Below are 23,905 nucleotides of genomic sequence, written 5' to 3'. Positions count from 1 at the left end.
CTTGCACGACGGCGGCTGCGTTTAACGCCGGAAGTGAATTCCGGCTACTTGCCTGCCGTCGGCGCGACCGCCTGAAGACAGGTCGCGGGCCCCAGAGCTCTGAAAGACAGCCTTCCGGCTGCACTCCCCCCTTCGCCCTCTGCTCCTCGCATAATTTTCCCGTTCACCCTGTCCTGCCGAACCGGCGAAGCCGGGAGGCAGAAACAGGGGGGCGCGGGGGGAATTATTTCCCCCGCATGCCTTTTCTGCCTTTCCTGCCTTTTCTGCCTTCCCTTTCTTTCCCTAAAAAAACGCCCGGCTGCGGGTGCGGTCGGGCGTTGGTTCATACGTTTTTCGGGTGGGGGGCTATTCGCCTTCGTTCCATTCGCTCTGGACGCGGGCCACCACGTCTTCCACGGCGGTCTGCTGTTCCGGCGGGCAGACCACGATAAGGGGGCTGCCGGCGTCCACGTTTCCGGTCTGGTCGAAGTACACGTCGTAGATGATGCCCGAAGGGCCGCTGTAGCACAGGGGCACTTCACGCTTCATGCGCGACACGATGAACAGTTCCATGCCGTCGTGGATGGACACCGTACGGCAGCCGAGAATCTTCACCTTTTTGTCCACGTCGGGCACGAAGTAGTACTTGGCGCGTTCCGGGGCGCAGAAGGCGTACAGGCTTTCCTTGAGCAGCTTGCTCACCACTTCCTGCCGCGTGAGATAGTGACGGATCACGCCGAGGGGGGTTCCGGCCTCCACGAAGGAGCCGTCGAGATCGCGATAGAGCTTCTGCAGCACGCCGCGTTCGGTGGCGAGCACCTTGCGCGGATTCTTCTCGCGCGTGATGGTGGCGATATGCGTGCCGGGAATTTCCTTCCAGGTTCCGGTAAAGCCGCTCACGCGGTCGCCTTCCTTGACGTCGGCGAACTGGATCACGCCCGTGTGCGGGGCGCAGACCTCCCGTTCCGTGTAGGGCGCGGCCTTGAGTTCTTCCATAACTTCGGCAATGTCTCTCATGCTTTCACCCTAGCGATAGTAAAGGTTGCGGCCGCCCATGGTTTCGAGGGCCTGGCGCAGATTGGCGCGCACGTCGCGGCGATCCCACACGCCCTGGATGTGCCCGCGGGAAAGCGCCTTGTAGCAGTTGTGATGATCCGGCGGAATGTCGAGACCGGTGGTGTTCTTGATGACGCCCGGGCCCGCGAAGCCGATGTCCGAAGAGCGGATGGCGAACTGGTAGAACGCGCAGCCGAGGAAGCTGGCCACCGGGCCGCCGTAGGACTTGGTATCGTAGAGCACGAGGTACAGGCCGCCGGACTCGATGTAGCGACGCACGGCCACGGTGCAGCGCGGCATCTGAATGACGCCGTGCGTGCCTTCCTGAATGCGTATGCCCGCGGTGCCGTGGCAGTACACGATGAACGGATAACGCTTGCGGCGCGCGCGATCGGCGGCAGCCACGAACTTGGAGCCTTCGGCCACGCCCACGGATCCGCCGCGGAACGAGCCCACCAGAATGGCCACCACCACCTGCACGCCGTCGAGACGGGCTTCAAAGGTGATGCAGCCGCTCTTGAGACCGGTCTTTTTCTTGGCCGCGGCGATCTTTTCGTCGAATCCGGGGAAGTTCAGCGGGTTGCCGGCTTCCACCTCGGTATTGAATTCATAGAGCGAATTTTCGTCGAAGCAGTTGTTCATCACCCACTGGTATTCCATGGGGAAGTGATGTCCGCACGACGAGCACACGCCCGCAAATTCGTTGTAGAGATCGGGAGCCCACATGTCCATGCAGCCGCGCTGCGCCGAATACGGACACGACACCGCACGGTCTTCCTTGGCCTTGGGGCTGACCCAGGCCCATCCGGAATGGTTGTCTTCCTCCCATTCGGAAAGCGTAGTCAGCTCTTCGGTATTGCCCGCGGGTTCCTCCACCTTGCCGTGACGCAGCTTGTTCCACGGCTTCATGGCGCGCAGCTTGAGCATTTCCCATTCCGAACCTATTTCCTCAAGCAGGTTCGAGAAGGTGCGGCGGTTGCGATGATAGAAATCATAAATGAGGCGGTTGTAGATTTCCCACCACTGTTCGGACCAGGCGTCGCCGAGGCGTCCCATGACGGAGCGCCGGTTCTGACACTCGCGGTGCGAGGCCTTGATGAACTTGTTCTGACGCATTTCCACGAGACGCTGACGCGCCTTGCGGGAAAGATCCCAGCGCACGGAGAATTCGTCGAGATTGAGTTCCCTGTCGCGGAAGCGGCGCAGCGTGGCGGCGCGCAGCGGCGCGAGACCGCGGGCGGCGAGCACGACTTCGTCGGTGGCGCGGATCACTTCCTGACGGATGGTGCGGAAGAACTCGTAGTGGTACGGACGCGCGCCGAGCACGGGTTCCTGAATGATCTTGTCGATGTAGCCGAACTTGAGGTTGTCTTCGGCGGTGAGATGCAGATCCTTGGCGCAGCGTTCCACGAGATCGGCGGAAGCGCGCGCCCCGCCGCGCAGATGGCCTTCAATGGCGGCCGCGCCTTCGGGCGAGATCACGGAATAGTAGCCGTGCGAGAACATGAGGCGCTTGTCGGCGAGGGAAATGGCTTCGGCGCCGCCGGAACCGCCTTCGGAAAACACCGCGATGAGCGGCACGGTAAGGCCGGCCATTTCGTAGATGTTGCGGGCGATCTGCTGCGCCGCGCCGGGATAGTCTTCCAGCGGATAGCCGCCCGGGGTGAACACGTAGGCGTGAATCGGAATGCCTTCGGTTTCGGCCACGCCCATGTAGTGCTTGGCCTTGGCGTTGCCCCAGGGCTTGGCGGAGCCGCCGTTGCGGAATTCCTCGCCGTGGCCCTTTTCGTGGCCCATCACGAGCACGGGCTGATGATACACCTTGCCGTGACGCTTGCGCGTGATGTAGGCGCGGGCGATGACCATGGCCGGATCGTTGGTGTGCTCGCCCTGTCCGCCGATTTCGGTGTAGTTGTCGTACACGTTTTCGAGGATGTCGCGCAGGCAGATGCGGTGCGGATGACGCACGATGCGCACCTTGTCCATGGGGGTGAGCTTGTCTTCGAGCTTGCACTCCATGAAGAAGAACAGATCTTCGAGCGAGGTCATTTCGGCCTGCGCCTCTTCGGCCGTGCAGGATTCGAGCTTGCGACGGGTCTCGCCGAGACGGGTCTCAAGAAGCGCGATGTCCTCCTCGTGCTTGCCGGGGAAGATATCCTTGAGATAACACAGTCGGTCGGAAAGCTGATGCAGTTGCTTTTCCCATTCCATCATAAAAATATATCCCTTCCTGACCAGAACAGGAAACTAGAAACGCAGCATGCGCTCCGTTTTTTTCTTCAGAAATTCCACGTTGGACTTCAGCGGTTCGCCCTTGCCGTCGTGCCCCTCAAGACGGAGCGTGTCGAGGAAGGCAAGACCGTGGGCGCTCACCTCGGCAAGATCCTTGCCCCAGATGATGGCCAGCGCCAGGTTGGGATCGAACTCGGTGGGAATGGTGTAGGGATGCTCGGGCGAGGCCGGAGGCACATGCGTGTGAACGCGGCACCATTCGTGCTCTTCCCAGCTGAAGCGGTCGATGTCGCCCACCCAGGGCGCGAAGCCGTTGTCGGGATCCTCGGCAATGATGCGGTATTCCACGCCCACGCCGTGGAAGGTGATGTCGTCCTGCGTGTAGCCGAGCGGCTCGCCGAGACCGGTGCGGATCTGTTCGGCAATGAGATCGACTTCCTGTCCCTTCACGCGGCTGATGGCCGCCGACACGCCGTTTTCCACCTGAATGCGGGTGTTCACTTCCATGAGGAAGGGCTGCCCGTCGCGGGTGACGATCCATTCCCAGGTGCCCACGCTGTCGTAGCCCACCTTGCGCGCCATGTTCAGCGAATGCATGACGATCTCGTCGAGCAGGGCCGCGGCGTCGAAATCGTACTTGATGGACGACGGATCAAAGCCCGGAGCCACTTCGAGACGCTTCTGACGCCCCGTGGACTGAATGGAACAGTTGCGCGTGCCGAAATGCACCGGATGACGCCCCGTGCGATCGGAAAGCACCTGAACTTCCAGATGATTGAAATCCTTGATGCGCTGCTCGATGAGCACGCCTTCGTCCTTGAACTGACGCATGGCGTAGTTGCGGATGCGACGGTACACCTGACGGAACATGTCGATGTCATAGACTTCTTCAATGCCCATGCCGCCGCCGCCCGCGGAGGCCTTCACCAGCACCAGCGGACGCGCAATCCCCTGCTGCATCTGAAAGTCGAAAAGCGAACGCGCAATTTTTTCGGCTTCGAGCTCGTCGTAGATGGGACGGTCGGAACCGGGCACCGTGGGCACCCCGAGCGAACGCGCCAGACGCTTGGTGTTGATCTTGTCGCCGAGATCGCGGATCACCCGCCACGACGGCCCCAGAAACACCAGCGGACGCTCGCGCTCCGTAACCCGACGCGCAAAACGAAAGTCCTCGGCAAAAAAGCCGTAGCCCGGATGCACCGCCGTGGCCCCGGATTCGTCGGCCACGCTCAGAAGCTCGTTCGCGTCGTGATACGAAGAAATGCGGTACAAGCTCTTCTCGCCGCCCACTTCGCGGGCCAGCAACACGTGCCCGGAACACGCATCCTCCGCCGTGTAAACGCATACAAAATCAAGTCCGAGCTTTATGCATGCCTGAATAATGCGAACCGCAATCTCGCCGCGGTTGGCTATAAGCACTTTATGCTGTTTATTCACGCCATTTCCTTATTGCAAAGGGGAAAAGGCCATAAGACCATAGAATAGTGAAACAATCTGATAAGGCGATCCTCTCCTCCCGCCTTATCCGCAACATGACGCAACTGGCGCAACGCGCCCGCCCGGCCCCGCTCTTCATGCAGAAGCCGAGCTCAGCGCCGCTCGCGCGGCCGCCTTTTGTGGGGCGATTATACCTTCCAAACAGAAAGAATCAACCCCCCCTTCCTTAATATCCTCTTATTTACGGATAGAACGGGTTGAAAGGCAGAAAAGGCAGGAAAGACAGGAAAGGCATGCGGGGGAAATAATTTCCCCCGCGCCCCCTTGTTTCTGCCTCCCGGCTTCGCCGGTTCGGCAGGACAGGCGGGAAAGCTATGCGCGTTGCCGAAGATGGCGGGAGTTTGGAAAGGCGGAGGCTGCGAGGCGCGGAAAGGCCCGGCAGGCGCTGTTCGGGCTGCGGTCTCAGTGCAGGTGTGCGCTTCCGCGCCCACCTGCGGCGGCCGACTCCTGTCCGACAAAAGTCGGACAGTCGTGTCAAAGGAAAGGATTTCCAGATGTTTTGGGAGGGAACATCGAGGGGGAGGGGCGAATGCAGACCGGAACATGTTCTCTCAACGCTCCGGGGAACACGGGCGGCATCGGTAACTCGGGCCGGACAGCTGTGTCAACCGGAAGAGCTTTCCAGATATGGAAGAAAAATCAGGGAAGCGAATGCTAACCGGAGGGCACTGCCGCAATGATATGGGGAATGCAGGCAGGGGGGATAGGATTTTGTCCGCACCCGGCGTTCAGGCCTTGCCCCGCCAGGCCCACAGAGCCAGAACGCACAGCACCACGACCACGCAGGCCAGCAGAAAATCGGGGACATCAACAAAACGCGGGAGCACCAGTTCCGCCGCCAGCGACGCCACCACCAGCGCAACGGCTGTCAGCTGCCCCCGGCGTCGCCGTCCGGCCTGCGCTTCCCTTTCCCGCTCGAACCGGGCGCGTTTCGCTTCTTCCGCGGGCGTTTCCGACACGCCGCGACGCTTCAACTCTTCCGCCCGCAGCGCTGCCGCTTCCGCCGTAAGCTTCTCCGGATCCAACGCCTTCAATTCCTCATCCGTCATCGACGCATACCGCTCGGCTATCTGTTCATCCGTCACGTTCATTCCGTGTTCTCCATCCTTTCCGCATCGCATTCCGCCGCGTCCGCCCCCACGCGTCGCGCACCGAACGCCAAAAAACACGCGCCTTCAAAATATCCGCTCCCGGGGGGGCAATATCCGCGGTCCCGGCACGTCATCAAAAAATTTCGGTGAAAGTCCTCATCATTTCAATGATAAGAACATCCGCTGCGTGCAGGCGTCAACACGCACTCCGCATTTTCTCATCCATGCGCCTGCGTCTTCCGAACATGCTCCGCCCAAGCAGCAACGACTCTTTTTCCCGAAAAATTCATACTACCTGAACACGTCCGGCAACAAAAGCCCCATTGCAATCATCTGGAAATCCTTCCTTACTCACACGGATTCCGGCGAGACCGGAATCCGTGTCGGCCACCGCAGGTGGGTCCGAAAGGACACACCTGCACTGAAACCGCAGCCCGAACCGCGCCCGCCAAGCCCTCCAAGTCTTGCAACCTGCTCCTGCCGGACGTCGCTTCGGCGACGCGCTTTGCCTGCACTCTCCCGTCCTGCCTAACCGGCGAAGCCGGGAGGCAGAATCAGGGGGGCGCGGGGGGAATTATTTCTGACCTTGCAGACCTCCGAAGAGCGCTTACTCCCGTTTACGCAAGACACACTGTACGGCCTGCGGGACTTGTACGACGGGCATTACGTTTAACGGCGGGAGTGAATCCCGCCTGCTTATGCCCGTCGGCCGGGCTCCTGACGTCGCCCGGGGCCCCAGAGCGTTGAAAGACGGCCTTCCGGTATGCACTCTCCCCCTCGCCCTTGGCTTCGGGCATAATCTTCCCGTTCACCCTGTCCTGCCGATCCGGCGAAGCCGGGAGGCAGAATCAGGGGGGCGCGGGGGGAATTATTTCCCCCGCATGCCTTTCCTGCCTTTTCTGCCTTTCCTCTCTTCCTTTTCAGTTTTCGAGGTGGGCCTGGAGGAAGAGGCTTTTTGAGAGGGCGTTGAAGAAGTCCTGGTAGATGATGGGGTCTTCGATGGGGGTAACGTTATACTGGGCGCTGGCGCGGACGGTCATTTGCGCCTTGCCGCGGGGCATGACGTTGACGGTCATGCGGACGGTATATCCTTTAAGTTTGGTACCGGTGACGCTGCCGAGGTCGAGGGACGCCTTATCGATGACGAATCCGAGGTCCTGGAGGGTGGCGATGACGGCTTCGACGGTTCTCTGTTTATCGGAGGTATCGAAGTAACGGGTCTGGATCTGGCGCAGGCGCAGCTGCGAGGAGCCGCCGGACTCGAACAGGCCTTCGGCGGCGGGCACGGCGCAGCCGGCGGAGAGCAGCACCACAAGGGAGAGAGCAAGAGCCATGAGCTTTTTCATATTTCGTGAGCCTCCAAAAAGACGGACTTGGAAAGTTTATCGTAAAACTCCCGGTAGATGGCGGGATCGTTGATCTGTTCGGCGCGGGTGATCTGTCCGGCGGTGTCGAAGATGATGCGCTGGAACGTCACACGCACAATGGATTCTCCGCCGCTCGACTGCACGCTCAGAATCTTTTTGATATCCGCCTCTATCACCTTGACGGCGTTGTCGGCAGCCTGCCGGGCCGCCTTGTCGCTCACGTCGCGGGAATAATTCTTGCGCAGTCCGGCGGCGATGTTTCTTTCGATGTCGGCCCGCACGGAAGTCAATTCCGCGGCGGAAAGACTCTTCATCGGAGCGCGGGAGCCCGGCGCGCCGGTATTTTCCCGCATCACCATGGACACGCGTATGGTCTGATGCGAATCCACGGGAACCTGACCGCCCCCGAGCGCCGCAATGATGAACGCGCCCGCAAGCTGCGTGGTGCTCGACGCGTCGCGCTTCTTCGAGCCTACCAGCACGCCGAGCGGCACTTCCGCCTCCTCAAGATTGAAGCCCAGATCCTGAAGCACTCCCGTAGCCGCCGCAAGCATGGCGGCCTTGTCGGTGGTGTCGAAGCGCCGGGTCTGCATCTGACGGCTCTGGAGCGAGTCGGGCGTGAGCAGAAGCGCGTCTCGGGGAATCTGCGTGGAACATCCCGCAAGCAGGGTCACGCACAGCATCAACATAAACACTTTCTTCACAATATATCCTCACGACATTAATGGTCCGTTGAAACATCCTTGCGCTTTCGGGGGCCGCAGGTTCGCGCGGCTGCGGACGCAGGGAAGATTGACCGCGCGTTCCCGGGAGGGATCCGCTCCACGGCGAACGCACTGCGGCAGGCCGCAGCAAGCGGCGGAGAGAGTCCAGCACCCCACGGTGATGCGTCCATCCGCAGCGCGTGACGGGCAGGCTTCCGGCAGAGGGAAAAACACCGGCTCCCCGGATGACGCGGAACTTCCGCGCCAAGGCGAACCGCGCCGAAAAGGGCTTTCCCGGCCCGATGACGAACATCTTCGGAAGCGACTCTCCCGCAAGAGGTCTTCTCCCCTGCCCGGCAGGACAAATCATCAGAAGCTGGACTGCCGATAGCTGTAGTCCCGAACCTTGCCGTTCTCGTCGAACTTGATGATGATGGTCAGGGTGCGCTGATTCGTGGCCGACGCTCCACTGCTGCGTTCCACATTGCCGGTCGCACCGCCGAGAAGGCCGGCGGCGCCCAGGCCGAACACCCCGCCGAGCAGTCCGCCCACGCCGCCCTGCGAGGCGGAATAGGCCTGTTCCGTGGCAACCTTGTCGTACACCCAGGTTTCGCGGCGTTCGCTGTCGGTGGTCACCATGTTCGGCGAACCAAGTATGGACACCACTTCGGCACTCGACATGCCTTCACGAATCTCTCTCTGCACCTTGCCGACGGAAATTCTGTCCGCCGTGTCGTCGCGCACCGCTTCCCGATGCTTTCCCGCCGACATGCAGCCGCTGACACCAATGCTGAGCACCATAACGCCCGTCACAAAAATCCTGTTCATTTCTCACCTCTTATCGTTGTTTTTTTTCTTCCCGGAATCAGGGGCGGGAAAAGGAGTTTCACCCTATATCGTTAAATTTCTCACATGGGAAGCGTTTTTTTGCCCTTGCGGCGCAAAGAATTTCGGAGATCGCGTCCAAAAAAGGACAGACGAAAGGAATTGAGGGAAAAAGATTGCGGGGAAAGGGGAAAACCCTTTTGAAAAAGGGCTTTTCCCCTTTCCCCGCCCCCCAATCCCCTTTCCTAAAACTTTTATTATTACAACTGCTTTTCCTGTTCTCAGGGCGTACGAGCAACGTTTTCTTCCACCACGCCGCCCTTTTTTGTGCCTGACAGGCGCGGGGGGGGGGACGGGAATCGGCACCACAGGTGCGGGGCAGACACTCAAGCGCCCTGCGCACTCCGCATCCCGTTTGCGCGAGGCACGCTGTTCGGACACAAGACTTGCACGACGGGCATTGCGTTTAACGGCGGGAGTGAATCCCGCCTACTTATGCCCGTCGGCCGGGCTCCTGACGTCGCCCGGGGCCTCAGCGCGTTAAGAGAACGTTTTCCGGTCTGCATTTGCGCCCCCGACTTCGGTATTCCCTCCCCAAAAATCTGGAAATCCCTTCCTTTGACACGACTGTCCGGCGAAGGCCGGACAGGAGTCGGCCACCGCAGGTGGGCGCAGCAGCGCACACCTGCACTGAGGCAGCAGACCGAACAGCGCCCGCCAAGCACTCCGACATCCGCAGTTCCCGCCTTGCCAATCTCCCGCTCGGATTCGGCAACTCGCCCTGCCTTCCCGCCAGCGCCCGCCGATGGCGCAGCCTTCGGCGGAAACATGGGGGCCCGGGGGAGATTATCTCCCCCGGCGGGGCTCGGGGCAGCGCCCCGCTGCTCCGGCCTGTCCCCCTTCCACTTTCTCTCTCGAATAATGAAACGGCGTGTTTTTCGGCGCGAGCTGGACACGGTGGCGAAAAAAGGTATAGTTTGAGTTTTAGTTTAACTTTTTCCGGGGCTTCCCGGCGGGGGAACATATGGGCGACGAATTGAAGCGGCTGTATATTGAGCCCACGTCGCGGTGCAACTTGCGCTGCGCGATGTGCTTTCGCAACAGCTGGATAGGCGAGAGCACGGGGGACATGGACGAGAAGACGTTCCGCGCGGTGATGGAGCATCTGCCTGCGAGCGTGGAAACCATATTTTTCGGCGGCATGGGCGAGCCGCTGGCGCATCCGCGCATTGTGGAGATGGTGCGCGCGGCGTCGGCATCGGGCCGCCGAACCGAACTTCTGAGCAACGGCTCGCTGCTCGACGAAGCGCACGCCGCCGCCCTGCTCGACGCCGGACTCGACATGCTCTGGCTTTCCGTGGACGGCTTCAAGGAAGAACGCTACGAAAGCATTCGACGCAACGGACATCTCGCCACGCTCAAGCAGCACATCATGACGTTCAATCAGCTGCGCTTCGCCCTGAACCGCGAAGTAAAGCTCGGGCTGGCCTTCGTGGTCATGAAGAGCAACGTGCAGGAACTCGCCGATCTGCCCTACTTCGCCAGCTACTACCGCGTGAACGAAGTGAACATTTCCCACGCCATTCCCACCGACGAGCACACCGAATCCGAACTGCTCTACCGCAACGTGATCGGCAGCGACCTCGGCGGCGACAACGTGCCGCCTTCCGCGCCGCGCATCCACCTGCCCCTCATGGACTGGACTCAGCCCGGCGCAGCCCAGGCCGCCGCCGGACTGCTCAGCGCCGGCATGTGCGAAATATTCCTGTCGGGCCAGCGCCTGCACCGCCCAGCCCGCCGCTGCCGCTTCATCGACGACGGCATAGCCTTTGTGCGGCACGACGGCTTCGTCGCCCCCTGCATGTCGCTGCTGCGCACCTCCCGCCTCTACTGGGGCGGCAAAACCCGCGTCAATCAGCACCACTTCTTCGGCAATGTCCGCGACACCCCCCTCGACATGATCTGGAACTCCCCGGACTACGCCGCCTTCCGAAACAAAGTGCGCAACTTCGAGTTCTCCCCCTGCTGCCGCTGCTCCCAGTGCGACAACTGGGAAAACTCCCTTCCCGACTGCTACGGCAATAATACCCCTACCTGCGGCGCCTGCCTCTGGTCCGAAGGCATCATCTCCTGCCCGTAAAGGCAGGAAAGGCAGAAAGAGAGGAAAGACAGGAAAGGCATGCGGGGGAGATAATCCCCCCCGCACCCCCCTGTTTCTGCCTCCCGGCTTCGCCGGTTCGGCAGGACAGGGTGAACGGGATGATTATGCCCGGAACGAAGGCGAAAGGGGGAAGGCGTGTTCCGGTCTCTTCCGGATTCTCTCTTCTCCCGGACCAGCCTCGACTCCGGTTTCGATTCAGGGCCGCCGCCAACAACGCCCGAAAACGCCCTCTCCCGCGCCGCGTCGCCCTCTGACCACGCAAGACAGCGCAAAAAACGTCCGGCTTTTCACCGGACGCTTTTTTCTTTCGTCTTATTCCTGATACAGCTTGTCCATAGCCTCTACACTCGGCAAAAGCTCGTTCAGACGCTCCACAATGCGCCGCTGTTCCGCAAGCGGGGGGAGGGGAAACAAAGTTTCTCCCATTTTTTTCCCCGATATTTCAAGAAATGTTGTTCCTGATGCTCGACTCTGTATTTCTGGAGTAAGAGCCATAAGCGTATAATAAACGTATTCTGAATCAACAATATCAGTATTAGGTATTACAGACTTGCACCCCTGATTTGTTGTCAATTCATTTTCGGCTATTGCCAAATAACCTATTGGGGCTCGCGACGAATAAACTATTGTACCTTTAGGAAGTATGACGACAGAGCAAGAATCATATCCTTCTTGTGTAATGAATCTTTCTCCGCATGAAATGGTTTTTGATTTATTTTTTCCCAAGTCAGCAGGAGTTATCCATGGAATTCCCTTAGACGACCAATAGCCTGCAACCCCAGTCTTCGGAGTTGCCCCACTTGCTACCTTGCCAATATTATTTATCCTCACCCACTTCCACTTTTCCGGAATGGCAAAAGGCACGTCGTCCGGCGTTTCGGCGTCAATATCGACGGTCGATTCGTCATCGAGCTGAGGAACAAGCCGACCGGAAATCGCTTCCTGCAACAACGAGGCGCGCAGCTTTCCCGGCAACGCCTTTTCCACGGCCTGCAACGCGTCATGCGCCTTGCCGTACTCTTCAATCACTGGAAGAATCTCCTCCAGCTTCTCCACAATGCGTCGCTGTTCCGAAAGTGGGGGAAGGGGAATAGCAAAATTACTAACAGCTTTTGCACTTAAATTAGGCAATACTGCTCCATTCTTTGTGTTAATAATATGTTTTTTAAATAAATTTGTATTTAAAAACAGTCCTATATATTTAAAATACAACTTTTTTATATTTTTTACTCTGAGAATTACAAGAGATGATGCTATTGCACCACCAGTTTTATCAGCAATTCCAAATTTACCCAACGAACCTCTAATGCAAAGAAGTATATCATTATTTAAAATTTTTCCACTTCTCAACTTTAAAAGCTGCTCATCTGACAAGAATAAAAGCTTTTCATCATATAAAATTTTATTTTCTTTTAAATTTATTGCACTGATAAATGGATTTCCAGTATTATTATGCAATAATTTATCTTTAGAAGGATAATTTACACCTCTATCACCATTTATTAACTCGACAATTTCTTTTAGATAACACCACTTCCACTTTTCTGGAATGTCGAAGGGCACGTCGTCCGGCGAGTCGACGTCCATATCGACCGCCGGTTCGTCATCGAGCTGAGGCACGAGTCTGCCCTCTATGGCCATCTGCAAGACGGAAGCCTTGAGCTCATCAGCGGTCATGCCCGGCCTCCGATCATGGAAAGAATGTGGTCGAGCGCGTCATCCATGACTTTCAGATGTCTGGCGCGTTCCGCCTGATAGCGGGCAATGAGTTCCTCGGGCGGCAGAATTTCCTCTTCCTCCTGCGGAAAGCCGCACAGATCAAAATTAAAATTCCGCTCTTCCAGTTCGCCTGCGCTGTAGCAGCGGGCCTTGTCCGCGCCGTTCTCCTCCAGCGGCACACGATGATTCCACCAGGCGTCGAGCGCGGCAAAATGTTCCGGCAGCATGGGCCTGGTTTTGGAAAAATGCTTATAGCCTTCCGGCATGTCCACCCGGTAGAACCATGTTTCCTTCGTGGGCCCCGTACCGTTGAAGAACAGCACGTTGGTCGCTATGGACGTGTACGGCGAAAACACCGACCCCGGCAGGCGCAGCACCGTGTGAAGATTGAAATGATGGAGCAGCTCCTTCTTTATTTCCGCCTTGTTGCCGCCGCCGAACAGAAAGCCGTCGGGAATGACCACCGCCGCCCGACCCGTGGCCCGAAGCCGCGTCATGATGAGAATGATGAACAGATCGGCCGTTTCCGCGCTGCGCATGTTGCCCGGAAAATTCTGCTGTATCACCGGCTGTTCGCTGCCGCCGTAGGGCGGATTCATGAGAATGACGTCGAACTTGTCGTTTTCCGTGTAGTCGCCCGTGTTTTTCGCGAGCGAATTGCCATAGGTTATCAGCGGCTCATCCACGCCGTGCAGCAGCAGATTGGTCACGCACAAAAGATACGGCAGCGGCTTCTTTTCCGTACCGTAAAACGAACGGCTCAGCAGCTCGCGCTGCTCCACCGTTCGGGCAGAATCGCTCAGCACCTCCCGCGCGGAATTCAGAAAACCGCCCGTGCCGCAGGCGAAGTCCGCCACACGGTCGCCGAGCTTCAGCTCAACGTGACGCGCCATGAAATCCGTGAGCGCGCGAGGCGTGTAGAACTCGCCGGAACTGCCCGCGCTCTGCAGCAGTTTGAGTATGCTTTCGTAAATCGAGCCGAAGGCGTGGGCTTCACGCGGATCGTTGAAATCGCATTCGTTGATCTCGCTGATGAGCTGACGCAGCAGCACGCCGTCCTTCATGAAGTTGTGAATGTCGGTGAATACCGTCTTCACAATGCTCTTGCGCAGCGGACAGCCCGCGGGAATGGACAAATCCTTCAGCGTGGGCAGAAGCGTGCCGTCCACAAACGAGATCAGCGCATCCCCCTTGAGCGCCGTGTCGTTCACGGTATCCGCCCAGTTGCGCCAGCGGCACGGCTCGGGAATGATGGATTCATAATCGTCGTCAAAGGCTTCCCAGTCGTATTCCCTGTCGTCGTAAATTTTCAGAAACAGCATCCACGTCAGCTGCTCGATGCGCTGCGCGTCGCCGTTGATGCCCTGATCCAGACGCGTGATGTCGCGCATCCGCTTGATGAAGGTCGAAAGACTCATTGCATTCTCCTGCCGTCATGCGGCAGTTCAGTGTTCCGAGGGCGCGCCGAAACGCAAAAAACGCCCCCTTGCGCACGAACCTCGCCACCTACGGCCGGCCCGCGCCCATCGAGACTACTTGAACTCATCCCTCGCGTGAAGATGAAATGTTTATGCCTTCCGCGCAAACCACGCGACCGCCCCGCCCACAAACTGTCGGACGCCAGGGTTCCCTGCAATGGCCTGCGCAATGGTGTCGTGCGCTGTTTTCCTGAGCAGGCTCCCCGCTCTGCTTCCCCGCACGATGACTTCCTACGCGGGTTCTTCCTCTTCCTCGTACAGCTCATGCTGCATGGCGCGCAGCGCCTCCATGTAGCCCTCTTTGCCGTTGAACTCCGGAAGAAGATGCTTCACCCCGCCCAGATTCGCGCAGGCCCGCAGGGCGTCCACGCCGTCTATTTCCGACACGCCGTTCTCCTCGTAGGCGTCAAGCAGCTTTTCCAGCACCGCCCGCGCCGTGCCCTGATACCGTTCCAGAAAACGGGCGCTCTTCACCCTCGCGGCACGCAGTTTTCGCGTCAGCATGGGCGCGCCGAAGGCAATGTGACGTATCATGTCGAACTCGTCGAGATCCGGATTGCCCAGCTCCTTGCGGAGCTCCTTGAGCATCACCCCGCGCTTCTCCAGTTCTTCCAGAATCACCCGCTTGGACGTCGGTCCGTTCCACGCCGCGCGGAACGCTTCTTCCGTGCCGTAGCAGGAAAGAATGTTCCGCTTCGTGTACTCCTCGAATTTTTCCGTCACGAGCCTGCCGTTTTCATCCAGATAGCTTACGCTCCTGCCCAGTATCGAAACCTCCACGCCGTCCACCACGATCAGACGGCTCGGCTCGCCGTCTTCCGGCGAACTCACGCCTTCCGGCGCGGCCTCGGGCGGTGCGGATTCCCTGCCCCCGTCCGTTCCGACCGGGCGCTCCCTGCACGGCGGATCCCCTTCCCCCGACCAGACGCTCGCATTGTCGGCCGGTCCGTCGAAGTCGGGATCGTGAAACAGCGCGCACGCGTTTCTGAAATCGAGAATCGTGAAGAAGGTCTTGCCAGCGTCCGGACGCAGACGCGTGCCGCGTCCGATGATCTGCTTGAACTCCGTCATGGAACGAATGTTGCTGTCCAGCACGATGAGCTTGACGCAGCGCGTGTTCGCGCCCGTGGTCAGCAGCTTGCTCGTAGTCACCACAACGGGATAGGCGCTGTTCACGCTCGTGAAATCCTGATACAGCCCCCGACCTTCCTCGTCGTCGGCAGTCATGCGCACGGCGTAGCGGTAGTCGCGGGCCACCATGTCGCGGTTGCATTCGCGTATGGCGTCGCGCATGGCCGCCGCGTGCCGCTGCGTCACGCAAAAAATGATCGTCTTGGACATCCGGCCCAGATGATGAAGATAATTCGTCACCACTTCGGCCACCTTGCGCGTGCGATCCCTGATTTCCAGCGTCTTGTCGAAATCGCTCAGCCGGTACAGACGACGCGGCACGGGCCGACCATCCACATCCACGTCGTCCTCGCCGGGCTCCCAGCCGTTGACGTCCTTGTCCAGATGCACGGATATCACCTGATACGGCGCAAGAAATCCGTCTTCTATGCCCTGCTTGAGCGTGTAGGTGAACAGCGGCTCCCCGAAATAATCAATGTTGTTGGCCCCGTCCTTCTCGTTGGGCGTGGCCGTCATGCCTATCTGAATCGCCGACTTGAAATACTCAAGCACGTCGCGCCAGCTGCTCTGCTCGTCCGCGCTGCCCCGGTGACACTCATCCACAATGATGAGATCGAAATAATTTTCCGGAACCTGACGGAAATGATCGGACAACGGCTCGCTTTCGTCCCCCTTGAGCTGCTGATACAGTCCGAAATAAATTTCATAGTTCCTGTCTATGGTTCCCTTCTGAATCTTGTACATCGCGCGGAAGGGAGAAAAATCGTCGATCATGGTCTGATCCACGAGCTGATTGCGATCGGCAAGATAAAGCACATTCTTCACCACGCCGGCCTTCTTGAGACGCCACACTATCTGAAACGCCGTGTAGGTCTTGCCCGTGCCCGTGGCCATCACCAGAAGCGCACGCCGCCGATGCTTCGCCACCACCGCGTCCACCGTGCGGTTGATGGCCTGCATCTGATAATAGCGCGGCGTCATGCCCCCCGCAGACGTGTAATACTGCGCGCTCTCAAGCGTCTTTCTGTCGTCGTCGCTCACATGGTAGAGCGCGCACCAGCGCTTCCACAGATCCTCCGGGGAGGGAAATCCGTGCAGCGGCAATTCCCTCAGCGTGCCCGTGGGTATCTCAAACTCAATAAATCCTTCCCCCGCCGAGGCGTAGGCAAACGGCACATCCAAAAGCCGGGCGTACTCAATGGCCTGATCCAGACCGTCGCGCGCCGTCTTCCCGCGCTTTTTCGCCTCCACCACCGCCAACGGCCGGTTCACATCCCGAAAAAGAATGTAGTCCGGCTTCGTGCGGGATGCCTGCTTCTCACGAATGGTGCAGTTCTGCTCGGGAATGATGCGATACCTGTCCGCCTTGAGCGAATACTCCATCATGATCTGACTGCTCTGCCACCCCGCATGCTGAATGGCCGGAGTAATGTACCGAACCTTCGTGTCCTCTTCCGATTCGTATCCCGCCTTCCGCACAGACAACCCCCTCGCACAAAGTCCCAAACCAACGCCCCATAATACCCCGATTCCCCGCACCCCGCAACAAAATGGAAAGACAGAAAAGGCAGAAAAGGCATGCGGGGGGAAATAATTCCCCGACAAAGTCGGGACAAGCCCCCCGCACCCCCCTGTTTCTGCCTCCCGGCTTCGCCGGTTCGGCAGGACAGGGGGAACGGAAAAATTATGCGCAGTGCGAAGGACAAAGGGGGGAGTGACTGCCGGAAGGCCGTCTCTCAACGCCCGGGGGGCCAGAACGACAAAAAAACTTTCCGGTTTACTTTCTCGCCCCTCGATGTTCTCCCCCCCTCATCTGGAAATCCTTTCCTTTGACACGACTGTCCGGCGAAGGCCGGACAGGAGTCGGCCACCGCAGGTGGGGCCGTGAGGACACACCTGCACTGCGTCCGCAGCCCGAGCAGCGTCAGCCAAGCACGCCAAAACCTCGCAGTCCCTGCCTTTTCAAAATCCCGCCATCTTCGGCAACTCGCCCTGCCTTCCCACCAGCGCCCGCCGAGGGCGCAGCCTTCGGCGGAATCAGGGGGGACCGGGGGAGATTATCTCTGACCTTGCAGACCGCAAAAAGCACACAATCCCGTTTGCGCAAGACACGCTGTACGAGCTGCATCGCTTGCACGACGGCGGCTGCGCTTAACGCCGGAAGTGAATTCCGGCTGCTTGCTGCCGTCGGCCGAGCTCCTGACGTCGCCCGGGGCCCCAGCGCGTTGAAAGACGGCCTTCCGGCCTCCACTCTCCCCCTCGCCCTTTGCCTCGGACATAATCTTCCCGTTCACCCTGTCCTGCTGAAGCAGCTTTAGCTGCGAAGCAGAATCAGGGGGGCGCGGGGGGAATTATTTCCCCCGCATGCCTTTTCTGCCTTTCCCGCCTTTCCGGGGGCGTTGCCGCCCGGCGGGGCAGGGGGGAGGGAGGGTTGCAATCTCTGCTTCCTTTCTTTATACTTCACAGTTTCAAAGAGTCATTCATCCGTCCGGGGCGGCTTCGAGAAGGGAGCGGCTTCGGGCAGGTTTTCCGCCGCCGCCCGGCAGGGTTTCGGCGTCGGGCTGCGCGTGCGCGCGGGTCGGCGTTCGGAGGAGTCGGCGCAGTCCGCGCGAAGGCAACTTTTTTCAAACCAAGTCAAAGAAGGAATGCGAACGTGAGTTCTCTCGCCCGTAACGAATCTCTCCGCAATATCGCCATTATCGCCCACGTCGACCACGGCAAGACCACCCTGGTGGACGGCCTCTTCAAGCAGAGCGGCATGTTCCGCGCCGATCAGGTGGTCGACGACCGCCTCATGGACAGCATGGAACTCGAACGCGAACGCGGCATCACCATTTCCGCCAAAAACTGCGCCGTGGGCTGGAAAGGCGTTCGCATCAACATTCTCGACACCCCCGGCCACGCCGACTTCGGCGGCGAAGTCGAACGCGCCCTCTCCATGGTTGACGGCGTGATCCTCCTCGTGGACGCTTCCGAAGGCCCCCTCCCCCAGACTCGCTTCGTGCTGCGCAAGGCCCTCGGTCTCTCCCTGCCCGTCATCGTGGTGCTCAACAAGATCGACAGAAAAGACGCCCGTCCCGCCGAAGTCCTCAACGAAGTCTATGACCTCTTCATCGACCTCGACGCCAACGAAAGTCAGCTCGAATTCCCCGTGCTCTACGCCATCGGTCGCGACGCCGTCGCCATGAACAACCTCAACGACGAACGTAAGGACCTTTCTCCCCTCTTCGACGCCATCCTCAAGTATATCCCCGCGCCGTCGTACGATCCTGAAATGCCCTTCCACATGCTCGTCGCCGACCTCGATTATTCCGACTACCTCGGCAGACTCGCCGTGGGCCGCATCCGCAACGGCCACGCCCACACCAAGGACGCCCTCGTCTGCATCGGCGAAGACGGCAAGCCCCGTCCGCTGCGCGCCACCCGCTTCCAGGTGTACAAGGGCAAAAACATGGTCGATGTCGATGAAGTCGATGCCGGCGATATCGTGGTCATGGCGGGCATCGAAGACGTGACCATCGGCGACACCATCTGCACCGCCGCCGATCCCTCGCCCCTGCCCCGCATCAAGGTGGACGACCCCACCGTGTCCATGCGCTTCGGCATCAACACCTCCCCCCTCGCCGGTCGCGACGGCAAACTCGTGCAGGCCCGCAAAATCCGCGAACGCCTCGATCGCGAAGCCCTCCGCAACGTGTCCATCAAGGTCGAAGACACCGAAGATCGCGACGCCTTCCTCGTCAAGGGTCGCGGCGAATTCCAGATGGCCATCATCGTGGAAACCATGCGCCGCGAAGGCTTTGAACTCACCGTCGGCCGCCCCGAAGTCATCTTCAAGGAAATCGACGGCCAGAAGTACGAACCCATCGAAGAAGTCTCCATCGACTGCGACGAAATCTATATGGGCGTCGTCACCGAAAAGCTGAACTTCCGCAAGGGCCGCATGACCAACTGCGTGAACAACGGCACCGGTCGTGTGCGCCTCTCCTTCTCCGTGCCCGCCCGCGGCCTCATCGGCTACCGCGACGAATTCCTCACCGATACCAAGGGCACCGGCATCCTCAACTCGAACTTCAGCGGCTACGAACCCTACCGCGGCGACTTCCTTACCCGCATGACCGGTTCCCTCATCGCCGACCGCCCCGGCAACGCCGTGGCCTACGCCCTCTATAACCTCGAACCCCGCGGCCGCCTCTTCGTCGTGCCCGGCGACCCCGTCTATGAAGGCATGATCGTCGGCGAACACAACCGCGACAACGATATCGACGTCAACGCCACCAAAGAAAAGAAACTCACCAACCTCCGCGCCGCCGGCCACGATGAAAACATCATCCTCACCCCCGTGCGCCCCATGTCCCTCGAACAGTGCCTCAACTTCATGCGCGAAGACGAAGTCCTCGAAGTCACCCCCCACTCCCTCAGACTCCGTAAGGCCGTCCTCTCCTGCGCCGAACGCTACCGTATGGGCGGCGGCCGCAAGCGCGTGTAATTGAAGAAAAAGATAGTGATGGCGAGCGGGTGAAGGAGGAAACCCTTTTGAAAAAGGGCTTTCCTCCTTCCCCCGCCCCCCCCATCCTCCTTCCTAAAACTTTTGTTTGTGACAACTATGAACCGCAGGCTTTCCCGATAACGGAATCCTGCGGTTTATTTTACTCTTTTTCGGCCGGACAACGACACAAGACTTTCGGAACTTCATTCTTTACTCACGGTCGTCCGGCAGAGTACCAGGAACATCACCGCAACGGCTTTCCCCGTCAGCGGGCGCGACAGATTCCGGCTTCCCCTCCACTCAGAAGAGAGGACTTTTCCTGCACAGCGTTCGGCAGCTATCCCTCAAAAATCTGGAAATCCTTTCCTTTGACACGACTGTCCGGCGAAGACCGGACAGGAGTCGGCCACCGCAGGTGGGTCCGACAGGACACACCTGCACTGAGTCCGCAGACCGAAGCGCGCACGCCAAGCACACTACCGCTCGCAACCGCGGCCTTTCCGAACGCCCGCGCATCTTCGGCAACACGTTTTGCCTTCCCGCCAGCGCCCGCCGAACGGCGCAGCCTTCGGCAGAATCAGGGGGGGCGCGGGGGGAATTATTTCTAACTTTGCAAAGCTCCGACGAACACGCAGGCCCGTTTGCGCAAGACACGCTGTGCGGACTGCACCACTTGCACGACGGCGGCTGCGTTTAACGCCGGAAATGAATTCCGGCTACTTGCGGCCGTCGGCCGGGCTCCTGACGTCGCCCGGGGCCCCAGAGCGTTGAAAAGCGGCCTTCCGGCCTCCACTCTCCCCCTCGCCCTTGGCTTCGGGCATAATCTTCCCGTTCACCCTGTCCTGCCGAACCGGCGAAGCCGGGAGGCAGAATCAGGGGGGCGCGGGGGGAATTATTTCCCCCGCATGCCTTTCCTGCCTTTTCTGCCTTTCCTGCTATTTGCGTTTAGCGGGTTTGGCGTCGGGTTCCGGGGGGAAGAGGATGTTATAAACGGCCTTGGTGACGGGGCCGGCCACGGCGCCACCGCCGCCGCCGTGTTCGATCATGGTGACGACGACGACGCGTTTGCCGTCCTTTTCGCCCCAGGAGCCTATCCAGGCGTGGTCGCGCTGGCGGAACTCCATTTCGGCGGTCTTCACGCGGCGGTCGCCCTGCATCTTGATCTTGACCACCTGCGCGGTACCTGTTTTGCCGCCTATGGTCATATCCTTTCTTTTCAGCACCTTGGCTGTTGCACCCGGGGCTTCCACGGTCTGCACCATGGCTTTTTTGATCCATTCGCGGTGGGCGTCGGAAATGGGCGTCTTGCCCGTGACCTCTCGGGGAGCGTCGGCAATGAGCTGCGGCTTGAGAAGATAGCCGCCGTTGATGATGGACGAGAGAAACACGGCGGTCTGGAGCGGGGTCACGAGCACATGGCCCTGTCCGATGGAGGCGTTCACCGTGTCGCCCTGCTGCCAGGCTTCGCCGAAGCGGCGCTTCTTCCAGTCGCGCGAAGGCACAAGGCCCGTGGTCTCGTAGGGCAGATCTATGCCGGTTTCGCGACCGTAGCCGCAGGCGCGGGCAAAGGCTTCCATGTTGTTGATGCCCAGCTTCACCGCCATGCTGTAAAAATACACGTCGCAGGAATAGATGAGCGAATGCTCCATGTCCACGGCTCCGTGCCCGCCGCGCCGCCAGCAGCGGAACGTATGATTGCCGAGCGTGAACTGTCCGGGACAGAATACCTTTTCCTGCGGAGACACGCCGTGCTCAAGCAGCATGCCCACCATCATGAGCTTCCACACCGATCCCGCAGGATAGGCGCTCTGGATGGCACGGTTCTGGAGCGGAAAACGCGGATCGCTGCGCAGAGCGTTCCAGTCGCGCGCCGAAAGCCCGCCGATGAAAATATTGTTGTCGTAGGCAGGACGCGTCACCAGCGCGAGCAGCTTGCCGGAATCGGGATCCATGACCACCACGCTGCCCGAATAGTCTCCCATCGCCTCCATGACCGCGTGCTGAAGCCGCGAGTCGATGGACAGCGTCACGTTCTGCCCCATGTGCGGCGACTCGATGAGCGTGCGGCTCAGCGGTCTGCCGAGCACGTCCACTTCCAGCCGGTACAGACCTTTTTGTCCGCGCAGACGCCGTTCCAGCACGCTTTCCAGGCCCTGACGCCCCACCATGTCGCCGAGCGAGAGGTCGGGATCTTCCGCCAGTTCCTTTTCACTGGCTTCGGCCACGTAGCCCAGAATGTGCGAAAACGCCTCCCCTTCCGGATAGTAGCGCCGGGAATGCGTCACCACGCGCAGACCGGGCCACTTGTAGAGTTCGGCCTCGATGGGCGCCACCTGCTCGAAAGGCATGTCGGTGAGCAGCAGGATGGGGTCAAAACTGCGGCCCTTGCTGCGATCCTGCTCATAGCGCGCGTGAAGACGATCGAGCGGCACGCCGGTCCAGGCGCTCACCTGCGCAAGCGCCGCCGAGATGTCCGGACAGTATTCCCGCACCAGCGCGAGTCCGTAGGCCGTGCGGTTTTCCGCCACCAGCTCGCCCGACGCATCATAAATTTCACCACGCGGCGCAAAAATACGTTCGTCGCGCAGGCGGTTTTCCTGCGCCATGCGCACGTAGTCCGCGCCGCGGTGTATCTGCAAATACCAGAAGCGCGCGCAGAACAGCGCAAACAGCAGCACTATGCAGCACTGGAGAAGCAGAAGCCCGCTTTTCGGCGGCTGATATTCATCGTTGCCGGTTTCTATCTTCATGGATCACCTTGCGGCGCAGCGCCGCGGCCACCCACCACACCCACGGCGTGAACAGCGCCTGAAACAGGCATTCGTCCAGAAGCAGCGAGGGATTCCACGGGATGTCCTGAAGCGCGGAAAGCGTGGCGAAAATCAGATAATGCGCGCAGGAAAGCAGTATGCCGAACAGCGTCACAAACAAAAAGCCCGTGCCCTGCAGCAGTCCGCAGCCCACGTGGAACACGATGGCCGCCAGCGCGTACCACAAAAGCGTGCCGCCGAAAGCCATGCTTCCCATGCCTTCCTGTAGCAGCACGAAAAACGCGCCCACGGCCAGCACCTGCGGAAAATTCCTCTCCTGAAGCGCCAGAATGAAGCCCGGCAGCAGGAAATCAAGACCGGGCAGCAGGGCCTGAAGCGCAACGCCTATGAACGCATAGCAGAGCCACCAGCCGGCGCTCGCCCAGCTCATTGAGCGCCTCCCGCTTCGGGAGCCGGTTCCTCGGGCTTTTCCAGCACCGGCGTGCGGCGGGTATAGACGGCGTCGCTCTCGGGCGTGATGGAATCGACAGGCCGCTGAAGCAGAAACACTTCCTCAAGACTGTGGAAATCCACGAGGGGTTCGGCCTGAATTTCGAGCACCGACGCCCCGGAACGCGACGCCCCGCCCGTGGATATGGCCGTCACGCGGGCCACGGGAATGCCCTTGGGATAGCAGGAATCCACGCCGGAGGTGACCAGCAGCTCGCCCACGCGCACGGGAGCGTTCTGACGCACGAAACGAAGTTCGAGGGGCAGCCCGGGGCCGCCGCCCGAAAGTATGCCCTGCACGCGCCCCTCGGACGTGATGACCGCCACGCGCGAGCCGGTATCGGTGAGCAGCAGCGCCACGGAAGTGCTGGGGCCGGCCTTGAGCACGCGGCCCACCACGCCCGCCCAGGACGTGACCGGCGTTCCCGGCGCGGCTCCGCTCATGTAGCCGCTCGAAAGCATGATGGTGGAGAGCGCCGCATTGGGGCCCATGCGCCAGGCCAGCACGCGGCTTGCGCGCGCAGGCCACGACGCCGGATACTCAAGATGCATGAGCCGACGCAGCCTTTCGAGTTCGGCGCGTTCCTCGCGGGTTCCGGCGAGGCGCTGTTCGAGAATGCGGAGCCGTTCGCGCAGCTCGTCGTTCTGACGGCGCACGTCGCGCAGATCGACGTAGCTGTTCCACACGTCGGAGAGGGAATCCTCAATGCTGTCGAGGCCGCGCATGATGCCCCCGGTGAATTCGAGTCCCACGGCGGCGCACAGCCTGTCCCACTGTCCGGTGCGCTGGTTCCAGGTGTAGATGCCCAGAAAAAGCAGCAGCGTGCAGATGATGAGAAGAATGATGCGTCGGGGCAGCAAGGCGGGGCGACTCCTGCGTTGGGCATGAAATCCCTCCCCCGGTCGGCAGGGGAGG

The 23,905-nt window shown here is 60.1% G+C and carries 15 protein-coding genes; 2 read left to right on the top strand and 13 right to left on the bottom strand.

Annotation, left to right across the window (positions count from 1 at the left end; translation table 11 throughout):
* Positions 1–345 precede the first annotated feature (345 nt).
* The 7 genes from Q0K02_RS09970 to Q0K02_RS09940 form a co-directional block, all read right to left on the bottom strand.
* Positions 346–996, bottom strand: coding sequence for a biotin attachment protein (locus Q0K02_RS09970; RefSeq protein ID WP_294488215.1), 651 nt, complete (start codon positions 994–996; stop codon positions 346–348).
* 9 nt (positions 997–1,005) lie between these two features.
* Positions 1,006–3,246, bottom strand: coding sequence for an acetyl-CoA carboxylase carboxyl transferase subunit alpha/beta (locus tag Q0K02_RS09965; RefSeq protein WP_294488220.1), 2,241 nt, complete (start codon positions 3,244–3,246; stop codon positions 1,006–1,008).
* 36 nt (positions 3,247–3,282) lie between these two features.
* Positions 3,283–4,704, bottom strand: coding sequence for a biotin carboxylase N-terminal domain-containing protein (locus Q0K02_RS09960; protein WP_294488212.1), 1,422 nt, complete (start codon positions 4,702–4,704; stop codon positions 3,283–3,285).
* 788 nt (positions 4,705–5,492) lie between these two features.
* Positions 5,493–5,855 (bottom strand): hypothetical protein, encoded by a 363-nt coding sequence (locus tag Q0K02_RS09955; protein WP_294488209.1) that lies wholly within the window; start codon positions 5,853–5,855, stop codon positions 5,493–5,495.
* Between the two features lie 920 nt (positions 5,856–6,775).
* The gene (locus tag Q0K02_RS09950) at positions 6,776–7,201 is read right to left on the bottom strand and encodes a hypothetical protein (protein ID WP_294488206.1); all 426 of its coding nucleotides are present in this window, start codon (positions 7,199–7,201) and stop codon (positions 6,776–6,778) included.
* On the bottom strand, positions 7,198–7,926 hold the full coding sequence (locus Q0K02_RS09945) for a hypothetical protein (protein WP_294488203.1): 729 nt from the start codon (positions 7,924–7,926) through the stop codon (positions 7,198–7,200). Before Q0K02_RS09945 ends, Q0K02_RS09950 begins: the two co-directional genes overlap by 4 nt.
* 369 nt (positions 7,927–8,295) lie before the next feature.
* On the bottom strand, positions 8,296–8,754 hold the full coding sequence (locus Q0K02_RS09940) for a hypothetical protein (RefSeq protein WP_294488200.1): 459 nt from the start codon (positions 8,752–8,754) through the stop codon (positions 8,296–8,298).
* Positions 8,755–9,775: 1,021 nt separating this feature from the next.
* On the opposite strand from Q0K02_RS09940, the gene Q0K02_RS09935 reads away from it, so the two are divergent.
* Positions 9,776–10,891, top strand: coding sequence for a radical SAM protein (locus Q0K02_RS09935; protein ID WP_294488198.1), 1,116 nt, complete (start codon positions 9,776–9,778; stop codon positions 10,889–10,891).
* 333 nt (positions 10,892–11,224) lie between these two features.
* Here the strand turns inward: Q0K02_RS09935 and Q0K02_RS09930 are convergent, their stop codons facing one another.
* From Q0K02_RS09930 to hsdR, 3 genes are all read right to left on the bottom strand, one after another.
* Positions 11,225–12,589 (bottom strand): restriction endonuclease subunit S, encoded by a 1,365-nt coding sequence (locus Q0K02_RS09930; protein ID WP_294488195.1) that lies wholly within the window; start codon positions 12,587–12,589, stop codon positions 11,225–11,227.
* Entirely contained in the window at positions 12,586–14,049 is a 1,464-nt protein-coding gene (locus tag Q0K02_RS09925) for a class I SAM-dependent DNA methyltransferase (protein ID WP_294488192.1), read from the bottom strand. Before Q0K02_RS09925 ends, Q0K02_RS09930 begins: the two co-directional genes overlap by 4 nt.
* 291 nt (positions 14,050–14,340) lie before the next feature.
* Positions 14,341–16,719: an EcoAI/FtnUII family type I restriction enzme subunit R gene (gene hsdR, locus Q0K02_RS09920; RefSeq protein WP_294488190.1), complete on the bottom strand. Its 2,379-nt coding sequence runs from the start codon at positions 16,717–16,719 to the stop codon at positions 14,341–14,343.
* Between the two features lie 1,174 nt (positions 16,720–17,893).
* Between hsdR and typA the strand changes: the two genes are divergently transcribed.
* On the top strand, positions 17,894–19,729 hold the full coding sequence (gene typA, locus Q0K02_RS09915) for a translational GTPase TypA (RefSeq protein ID WP_294488186.1): 1,836 nt from the start codon (positions 17,894–17,896) through the stop codon (positions 19,727–19,729).
* A gap of 935 nt (positions 19,730–20,664) precedes the next feature.
* Here the strand turns inward: typA and mrdA are convergent.
* The 3 genes from mrdA to mreC are packed head-to-tail and all read right to left on the bottom strand — an operon-like array spanning position 20,665 to position 23,850.
* Positions 20,665–22,479, bottom strand: a complete 1,815-nt coding sequence (gene mrdA, locus Q0K02_RS09910) for a penicillin-binding protein 2 (protein WP_294488183.1) — start codon at positions 22,477–22,479, stop codon at positions 20,665–20,667.
* Positions 22,454–22,930: a hypothetical protein gene (locus Q0K02_RS09905; RefSeq protein ID WP_294488181.1), complete on the bottom strand. Its 477-nt coding sequence runs from the start codon at positions 22,928–22,930 to the stop codon at positions 22,454–22,456. Before Q0K02_RS09905 ends, mrdA begins: the two co-directional genes overlap by 26 nt.
* Entirely contained in the window at positions 22,927–23,850 is a 924-nt protein-coding gene (gene mreC / locus Q0K02_RS09900; protein ID WP_294488178.1) for a rod shape-determining protein MreC, read from the bottom strand. The genes Q0K02_RS09905 and mreC overlap by 4 nt, the downstream gene beginning before the upstream one ends.
* Positions 23,851–23,905: the final 55 nt, after the last annotated feature.

It is taken from the genome of uncultured Mailhella sp. (assembly GCF_944324995.1).
Taxonomy (GTDB): domain Bacteria; phylum Desulfobacterota; class Desulfovibrionia; order Desulfovibrionales; family Desulfovibrionaceae; genus Mailhella.
Note: the sequence above shows the minus strand (reverse complement) of the source record. Positions and strands in the feature narration are given on the sequence as shown.